The organism is Allopontixanthobacter sp. (assembly GCF_034376665.1).
Lineage (GTDB): Bacteria > Pseudomonadota > Alphaproteobacteria > Sphingomonadales > Sphingomonadaceae > Allopontixanthobacter.
Genome location: NZ_JAXMJI010000052.1, coordinates 1 through 7,807, shown reverse-complemented (window position 1 = coordinate 7,807; position 7,807 = coordinate 1). Strand labels below are relative to the sequence as shown.

Annotated in this window: 12 protein-coding genes; 2 read left to right on the top strand and 10 right to left on the bottom strand. The window is 62.8% G+C overall.

Annotated elements, in window-relative coordinates:
• Positions 1-466, top strand: a 466-nt coding sequence (locus U0988_RS05290; protein WP_322291593.1) for an LON peptidase substrate-binding domain-containing protein, incomplete at its 5' end; no start/stop codon positions are given.
• 10 nt (positions 467-476) lie between these two features.
• Here the strand turns inward: U0988_RS05290 and U0988_RS05285 are convergent.
• The 7 genes from U0988_RS05285 to U0988_RS05255 form a co-directional block, all read right to left on the bottom strand.
• Positions 477-1,100, bottom strand: a complete 624-nt coding sequence (locus U0988_RS05285; RefSeq protein WP_322291595.1) for a MarC family protein — start codon at positions 1,098-1,100, stop codon at positions 477-479.
• Positions 1,097-1,771: a hypothetical protein gene (locus U0988_RS05280; protein WP_322291592.1), complete on the bottom strand. Its 675-nt coding sequence runs from the start codon at positions 1,769-1,771 to the stop codon at positions 1,097-1,099. Before U0988_RS05280 ends, U0988_RS05285 begins: the two co-directional genes overlap by 4 nt.
• Entirely contained in the window at positions 1,768-2,685 is a 918-nt protein-coding gene (gene folD, locus U0988_RS05275) for a bifunctional methylenetetrahydrofolate dehydrogenase/methenyltetrahydrofolate cyclohydrolase FolD (RefSeq protein ID WP_322291591.1), read from the bottom strand. The genes U0988_RS05280 and folD overlap by 4 nt, the downstream gene beginning before the upstream one ends.
• The gene (locus U0988_RS05270; RefSeq protein WP_416172365.1) at positions 2,685-2,972 is read right to left on the bottom strand and encodes a YggT family protein; all 288 of its coding nucleotides are present in this window, start codon (positions 2,970-2,972) and stop codon (positions 2,685-2,687) included. Before U0988_RS05270 ends, folD begins: the two co-directional genes overlap by 1 nt.
• Positions 2,973-3,069: 97 nt before the next feature.
• Positions 3,070-3,612 (bottom strand): hypothetical protein, encoded by a 543-nt coding sequence (locus U0988_RS05265; protein WP_322291590.1) that lies wholly within the window; start codon positions 3,610-3,612, stop codon positions 3,070-3,072.
• A gap of 3 nt (positions 3,613-3,615) precedes the next feature.
• Positions 3,616-4,539: an acetylglutamate kinase gene (gene argB, locus U0988_RS05260; RefSeq protein ID WP_322291589.1), complete on the bottom strand. Its 924-nt coding sequence runs from the start codon at positions 4,537-4,539 to the stop codon at positions 3,616-3,618.
• A 114-nt stretch (positions 4,540-4,653) separates the two neighbouring features.
• The gene (locus tag U0988_RS05255) at positions 4,654-4,917 is read right to left on the bottom strand and encodes a YdcH family protein (RefSeq protein ID WP_322291588.1); all 264 of its coding nucleotides are present in this window, start codon (positions 4,915-4,917) and stop codon (positions 4,654-4,656) included.
• Between the two features lie 373 nt (positions 4,918-5,290).
• On the opposite strand from U0988_RS05255, the gene U0988_RS05250 reads away from it, so the two are divergent.
• The gene (locus U0988_RS05250) at positions 5,291-5,686 is read left to right on the top strand and encodes a hypothetical protein (RefSeq protein ID WP_322291587.1); all 396 of its coding nucleotides are present in this window, start codon (positions 5,291-5,293) and stop codon (positions 5,684-5,686) included.
• 15 nt (positions 5,687-5,701) lie between these two features.
• Here U0988_RS05250 and U0988_RS05245 read toward each other — a convergent pair whose 3' ends face one another.
• The 3 genes from U0988_RS05245 to U0988_RS05235 form a co-directional block, all read right to left on the bottom strand.
• The gene (locus U0988_RS05245; protein ID WP_322291586.1) at positions 5,702-5,986 is read right to left on the bottom strand and encodes a DUF1294 domain-containing protein; all 285 of its coding nucleotides are present in this window, start codon (positions 5,984-5,986) and stop codon (positions 5,702-5,704) included.
• Between the two features lie 335 nt (positions 5,987-6,321).
• Positions 6,322-7,011: a DUF4145 domain-containing protein gene (locus U0988_RS05240; protein ID WP_322291585.1), complete on the bottom strand. Its 690-nt coding sequence runs from the start codon at positions 7,009-7,011 to the stop codon at positions 6,322-6,324.
• Positions 7,012-7,017: 6 nt separating this feature from the next.
• A partial coding sequence (locus U0988_RS05235; RefSeq protein WP_322291584.1) for a ribonucleotide-diphosphate reductase subunit beta occupies positions 7,018-7,807 on the bottom strand: 790 nt, incomplete at its 5' end.

Sequence of the window (7,807 nt, the reverse complement as noted above, 5' to 3'; positions counted from 1 at the left end):
GCAGCGCCCGGCAGAAGGCGCGCCGCTGTTCTCTGTCGGCTGCGTCGGGCGAATCGGCGAATTCGAGGCGCTCGACGATGGCCGGTTCAACCTGGTGCTGGAAGGCGAGCAGCGATTCCGCGTCATCCGCGAACTGGATGTCACCACCCCGTTCCGTCAGATCGAAGCCGAGTTGATCGAGGATGACGAAAACGAGGCGCTCAGCAGTGTCGAACGCGCCGGGTTCGAGCGCGAGGCGCGGCGCTTTGCCGATGCACAGGGTTACAGCGTCGACTGGGAGTCGGTGGCACGGCTCGACGATATGTCGCTGATCAACGGTGTGTCCCAGATCGCACCCTTCGACCCGGCGGCAAAACAGGCGCTGCTGGAAGCGGACGACATTTCCACGCGCTGCGAATTGCTGGTCCAGCTGATGCAGTTCTTCGGCCGACGTGACGGGGACGATGACCGGGTGACGCTGCAGTAAACGGGGCTCGCTAGATCCCGAAGCTTTCCCGCAGCCCGTCGATCACATATTGCGCGGCCAGCGCCGCCAGCAACACCCCGAGCAGCCGCGTAATGACCGCCTCCACCGAGGCACCGAACAACCGCATCAGCGGGCTCGCGGCCATCAGCGCGAACATCGTCAGCAGCAGCACCGATGCCAGCGCGGCCAGTATCACCAGCGTGCTTTCGATGCCGGACGAACCGCCCACCAGCAGCATGATCGAGGCAATCGCGCCCGGTCCCGCCAGCATCGGCATGGCCATGGGGAACACCGAAACATCCTCCACCTCGGGCGTGCCCATGATCTTTTCGGCCCGTTCCTCGCGCCGCTGGGTGCGCTTTTCAAACACCATGTCGAGCGCGATCATGAACAGCATGATCCCTCCCGCGATCCGGAAGGCACTCAGTTCGATATGCAGCGCCGACAGCAGTTTTTCGCCGAAGAGCGCAAAGCCGAGCAGGATCGCGCCTGCTATCAGGCAGGCCTTGATTGCCATGAACCGCTGCTGCGCCGGGGCTGCATCGCGGGTCAGACCCGCGTAGATCGGCGCGCAGCCGGGCGGATCGATCACCACGAACAGGGTAATAAAGGCGGAGAGATAGAGCTCGATCATGGCTGGGGTGCGGGGGGGATCGAAACGTCGATCACCCGCGTCATCATGCCGCCCTGCTGCGCCGTCCACACGGTGAAATTGCGCGTTCCCTCGCCGGTGAAGGCAAAGCTCCAACCCAGCGTACCGTCAGCGGACCGCCGCATTTCACCCGCATCTGCCAGAACCGCTGCGCCGGGACCACATTCGGCGACCTTGGCAGAGATCATGTCGGGTTCGGGGGTTGTCTCCCCGGTTGGCCAGCCAAAGTCGAACACCCAGCGGTATTCGCCCCCCCGCTGCCGCTGCCACACGGTGTGGCCGAGGCCCGTAGTACCGTCATGCGGATCAGTGAAGCTAAACTGCGTCACCGCCAGCGAGCCATCGCAGCTGGACCACACCGCCAGCGGCTGCCAGCTGACCGATTGCGGCGGATTCTGCTGCTTGGCGAGCCACGGCTTGGCTTCGAACGCGCCGCCGCGGCCGAAAATCAGCGCACCATCGGCGGCGAATTTGCGGAACGCGGTCCATTGGCCGTCCTCCCGCGCAGCGCGGGCGAAAGCGAGCTCAACCGCCACCACTTCGCTGGGGTTGGCGACGGGGTCCAGCGTCCTGCGGGGGCCGCCCGAGCCAGCGCAGGATGCCAGCGCGAGGGATGCGGCCAGCGACAGGCCAAAGGCTGCAACAAATCTCATAGCGCGCTCTCCGCCAGCTCGATCCCGGCATTCCGGTGCGCGGCGACCAGCGTGTTGCGCAGCAGAACGGCGATGGTCATCGGGCCGACCCCGCCCGGCACCGGGGTGATCGCCCCGGCAATTTCGCTCACCTCGTCAAAGGCGACATCGCCCACCAGCCGGCCCCTGTCCGCACCGGGTTCCGGCGGCAGACGATTGATCCCGACATCGATCACCGTCGCGCCCGGCTTGATCCAGTCGCGCCCGATCATTTCCGCCCGCCCTACTGCAGCCACCACGATATCGGCGCGGCGGACCATTTCGGGCAGGTTCTTCGTCCGGCTGTGCGCGATGGTGACGGTAGCGTTGGCGTCCAGCAGCAATTGCGCCATCGGCTTGCCGACGATGTTGGACCGGCCGATCACCACCGCTTCCAGCCCGGACAGATCGCCCAGTCGTTCCGTCAGCAACATCATGCAGCCGAGCGGGGTGCAGGGCACGAAACCCGCCTGACCCACGGACAGCCGGCCCGCGTTGATCACGTGGAACCCGTCGACGTCCTTGTCCGGCGAAATGGCCGAGATGACCGCCTGTTCGTCGAGATGCGCGGGCAGCGGCAATTGCACCAAGATGCCGTCGACCGCAGGGTCCGCGTTCAGCCGTTCGACCAGCGCCAGCAATTCCTCGCCCGCGACACCCTCGGGCAGGCGGTGTTCGAAGCTGTTCATGTTCGCCGCCAGCGTCGCCTTGCCCTTGGACCCGACATAGACCTGGCTGGCCGGATCATTCCCCACCAGCACCACCGCGAGGCCGGGTTTGCGGCCGACTTTCGCCTCGAACTCGGCGGCAAGTCTGCCGACCTTCTCGCGCAGCGTTAGCGCAGCGGCCTTGCCGTCGATGATCGCGGCCGTGCGAACGGGGGGCGCCTCGGTCATCACGCCGTGGTGTACGCGACTTCGAGCAATATCCGCATCACGATCTGCAGGCCGATGATCAGCACCAGCGGAGAAAAGTCGATCGCCCCGGTCGCGGGCAGGATGCGCCGGATCGGGTTCAGCACGGGTTCGAGCAGCGAATTGATCGAATCGTAGATCTGGCGGAGGAATTCATTGCCCGGGTTGATTACGTTGAAGGCGAACAGCAATCCGATGATGAACTGCACGATGATCAGCATGACCAGCACGTTGACGAGCATGGAGAGGATATCGACTATCAGGAACAAGGGAAGGTCCTTCCGGCTGGGGCTTCGCGGATATTGGATGGTGGAACGGGACGCTGATACAGGACGAACGCGGACTGTATCAACCGCATAATACGCATCAGCCCGGCGGAGTTTTTGCCGCGCCGGTCAGTTCCTGGTCGATCGTGCTGCCCACGATCCGCCAGCGCAGCTGGTCCGGGGTGGCCCCGGGCACATTATTGGCGCGGCGGAAGGAGATCGTGCCTTGCTTCAGGGGGGATTGCGGATTGTCGCTGTCGCGCAGGGTCACGGTGACCTCGCAAAACAGCGATCCGGCAGCGCCTTCCTCGCGCGCCTGCCCGATCTGGAGGGCTGGTTTGCCGTATTTTTCGTAACCCAGCGCCAGCTTGTCCGTGCCCACCGGTTCGGCCCAGGCCTGCGCCGCTACGGGAAACCGCTTCTCGGCCAGCGCCTGGGCGTAGGCCCCCGCGACCACGGCGCAGTCCGGGCTCGAGAACGCCTTGGGCAGTTCGACCAGCGCGGGTTCGTAATTGGTCATCGCGACGACTTCGGCCCCGTCCGTTTCCGCCGCCGGACCGGGATCGACCGCATCCCCGCATCCGGCCAGAGCCAGTGCCAATGCGGGCGGGAGGGTCAACCGGAGGAATACCGAATTTTTCATATCTTACGCCTTTCTGATCAGGGTGCCGGCCCCGCGGCTGGTGAAGAATTCCAGCAGCATGGCATGGGGCACGCGCCCGTCGAGAACAACCGCTGCATCGCAGCCGCTTTCTACCGCGTGAATACAGGTTTCCAGCTTCGGAATCATCCCGCCGCTGATGGTGCCGTCGGCGCGCAGCCGGGCGATCGCGGCGGGGTCGAGATCGGTCAGCAGCGTGCCCGATTTGTCGAGCACGCCCTTCACATCGGTCAGCAGGAACAGCCGCGCCGCGCCCAGCGCCGCGGCAATCGCGCCGGCCATGGTGTCGGCGTTGATGTTGTAGGTATGCCCGTCCGCGCCCGCGCCGATCGGGGCGACCACCGGGATCATCCCCGCCGCGCTGACGGTGTCGAGAATGGTCGTGTCCACCGCCGAAGGCTCGCCCACGAAGCCGAGGTCGATCGCCCGTTCGATATTGCTGTCCGGATCCTTGGTGGTGCGTTCCACCTTGGTGGCCGTCACCAGCCCGCCGTCCTTGCCCGAAATGCCGATCGCCTTGCCGCCCGCCGCCGCGATCCAGCCAACCAACTCCTTGTTGATCGCGCCCGAGAGGACCATTTCGGCAATGTCCGCGGTCGCCTTGTCGGTCACCCGCAGCCCGTCGACGAAGCTGCTTTCGACCCCGAGCCGTTTCAGCATCGCGCCGATCTGCGGCCCGCCGCCGTGGACCACCACCGGATTGATGCCGACCGCTTTCAGCAGCACCACATCCTCGGCAAATTCGCGCGCGGCCTTGGGATCGCCCATCGCGTGGCCGCCGTATTTCACCACGAAGGTGCGGCCCTTGTAGCGCTGGAAATAGGGCAGCGCCTCGATCAGCGTTTCCGCCTTGGCCAGGATGGTCCTGTCCTCCGCCACGCTGTCTGCCCTGTCCGCCGTTTCCGCCATGCCCGAAATCCTCAACCTTGCCCCGGCGCGCTTAGCGGCTTGGCGCGCCCGAGGAAAGGCGGTTGCGGCATTTTGGCGCGCGCGGCGCTGCGGAGGGGGGCCGGGTTTGCGGGTCTAGGCTTTCGCGGCGATCACCATGGTGGATATTTCGTCCAGCAGGGCGAGGCGGCGTTTCTTCAGTTCCTCGGAATGTTCGTCCGACACCGGAGAGATTTCCGCGTCGCTGCGGTGAATTTCGCCGTTCACCTCGTGATATTCCTCCGCCAGCTTGCGGAAATGGGCGTCCTCCAGCTTGAGCGTGTGCAGCGCCGCGGTGTCATCGGGAAATTCGGCGTGAAGATCGTGCGGAGTGTTGGACATCGGGAAAAAGCCTTTCATGCTTGTCCCCCGCCCTAGCACGCCCGCCGCCCGCTACCTTGCGCCAAATCAATTTGTGCCGGTTCTTCGGCGCGGCGGAGCGGGCCTAAAGGCCTATTGGTTCACGCGGAGGCGCGGAGACGCGGAGAATTGGTGCCTGCGGCGCAGCCGCGCTCACGCTTTCGAGTCCACAGGAGGCCCGGTGCGGGGCAAAGCGCAACCCCTCTGCGCCTCCGCGCCTCCGCGTGAGAAATCACTTCTTCAAACGGTTCGGTCGGCGGGGGTTAAGGATTGAGCGGGAACATCATTGAGATCCTGGTCCTGGGATTAAGTTCACAGTCCCCGGAATTCTCAACATTTTGGCGGGCCGCAGCGGGAGTGATAGGATCACGCGATGAGGACCAGCCCGATCAAAGCCGCCGGGAGCCATTTCGCGCTGATCTTTTTGCTCGGCTTTGCGCTGGGCACATTGCGCGTCATATGGATGGCGCCGATGATGGGGGAGGTCGCCGCAGTTCTGGCCGAATTGCCGGTGATGCTGGCAGCCAGCTACTTCGCCGCGCGCTGGCTGACCCGCCGGTTCGATATTACGAGCAGCGGAGACGCCGCGCTGATGGGCGGGACCGCCTTCGCCCTGTTGATGCTGGCCGAGGCAATTCTGTCCCGCGCGCTGTCCGGCACCGGAATTGCGGAGTGGTTCGCCGCTCTGTTTGCCGTTCCCGGAATCTATGGCTTGGCAGGCCAGATCGGATTTGGAGTGATGCCGCTATTGGTGCGGCGGGGAGATTGAGCGGGGGCGGGGCCTTCAGGCGAAATAGACCAGCAGGCCCGCAAGCGCGGAAATCTGGATGATCGCCATCATGTGCAGATTGTTGGAGAACGGCTGCTTGCGGGTCTTGTGCCGGAACAGCTGCCGCGCGGCATAGGCGGCCGGGGTGCCGCCGAAGAAGGCCCATTGCAGCAGCGCCGCTTCCGATATCCGCCGCGCGCCGCGTTCCGCCTTCGCCTTGTCGATCCCGAAGGCCGCGAAAGTGGCGAAGTTCACGGCGATCAGCCAGTAGCTCACATATTCGGGGTTCAGCAGGTCCATGCGCCTGCTTTACGTCTGAAATAGTTGAGCAATTATGGCAGCGCCGAGGGCGGGTTCACGCGGAGGCGCAGAGACGCGGAGATTGGGTGCCTGCGGCGCAGCCGCGCTCTCGATTTTGAGGTCACAAGAGGCCCGGTGCGGGACAAAGCGCAACCCCTCCGCGCCTCTGTGCCTCTGCGTGAGAAATCACTTCTTCAAACGGTTCAATCGGCGGGGGTTATGGATTGAGCAGGAACATCAGTGTGAGCTTGGTTCTGGGATTAAGTATACTGTCCCCGGAATTCGGCTCTGGAATTAAGTTTACTGTCCCCGGAACTCGTCACGCCCGGAACTCGTCACGGTAACGTCTGGGCAACAGGAACACTTTCCCCGGGATTCCCTGGTTCGACCGCCTTTGTCTGCCATCGTTTAACTTGTGCTGGCAAGACATACAGGTACTGGCCTAACGCCTTCGCGAAGGCTAATATTTGTTCCGCATCTTCGGTAGTAGCGCCATCAAATTCATCATCTGCATGACGCGGCTCGTTCGCGCTCAATCGCATTTCGTGAGCCCACGCCTCCATGTCCATCGTCAAAAGGCCATCTTTGTGCGCTTTTTGGATTCGCTGATAAAGAGTCCCTGCCTTGAATCCTTTATCCTTTAGCATGGCATCGATAGCAGACGCCGCAAGCATTAGCGCTCCGTCTGGCGCATGCTTAGACTCCAACGCTTGTTGTAAGAACTTCGCCGCCTTTTGAGGTAGCTCTTCAGCAGCTTTTTCCAAATTTGGAAATGATCTAATAATACTTAGCTCTTTAGGCTCTTCGCGACCGCTGTCTCTTTCTTTGGCACCATAAAACAGCACATGGTTCTTACACCGCGAGCAACTCGCTGTGAAATACCAATATTCATTGCCATAGGTATAAGAATCTACATAGTGTAGATGACACTTGTCCACCTTCTCTAGCAGCGGCGTAGCTACGCCACATTGAGGACATCGATCAACGCCATAAACGATCCCTGCAGAGAGTTCGGCTTGAGCCACCCACCCCTACTCCGCCGCCACACTTCCCGCACCAGCATCATCCCCGAACAACCCCGGCCCGTCATCCGCAGCCGCATCATTCGCTTCGTCGCCTTTCTTGGCGGCCTGGCGTTTGTCGAAGCTGCTCCACACGTCCTGCCAATTGCCCCGGGTTGCGCCCTTCGAATATTCGGTGGCGCGGGTTTCGAAGAAGTTGGCGTGTTCCACCCCGTTCAGCAGCGGGGCGAGCCAGGGGAGCGGGTGGTCTTCGACCATGTAGATCGCCGGCAGGCCCAGCTGGCTGAGGCGCCAGTCGGCGATGTAGCGGATGTAGTGCTTGATTTCCTTCGGCGTCATGCCGGGGACGGGGCCGTCCTCGAACGCCAGGTCGATGAAGGCGTCTTCCAGCCGCACGGTTTTCTGGCACGCATCCATGATGTCTTCCTTGACCGCTTTGGTCAGGCAATCACGTTCCTGGGTGAAGGCGTGGAACAGGCGGGTGATGCCTTCGCAATGCAGCGATTCGTCGCGCACGGACCAGCTGACGATCTGCCCCATGCCCTTCATCTTGTTGAAGCGCGGGAAATTCATCAGCATCGCAAAACTGGCGAACAGCTGCAGCCCTTCGGTAAAACCGCCGAACATCGCCAGCGTGCGGGCGATATCCTCGTCCGTGTCGACCCCGAATTCCTGCAGATAATCGTGCTTCGCCTTCATCTCCTCATATTCGAGGAACATGCCGTATTCGCTTTCGGGCATCCCGATGGTGTCGAGCAGATGCGAATAGGCCGCGATATGCACCGTTTCCATGTTGGAA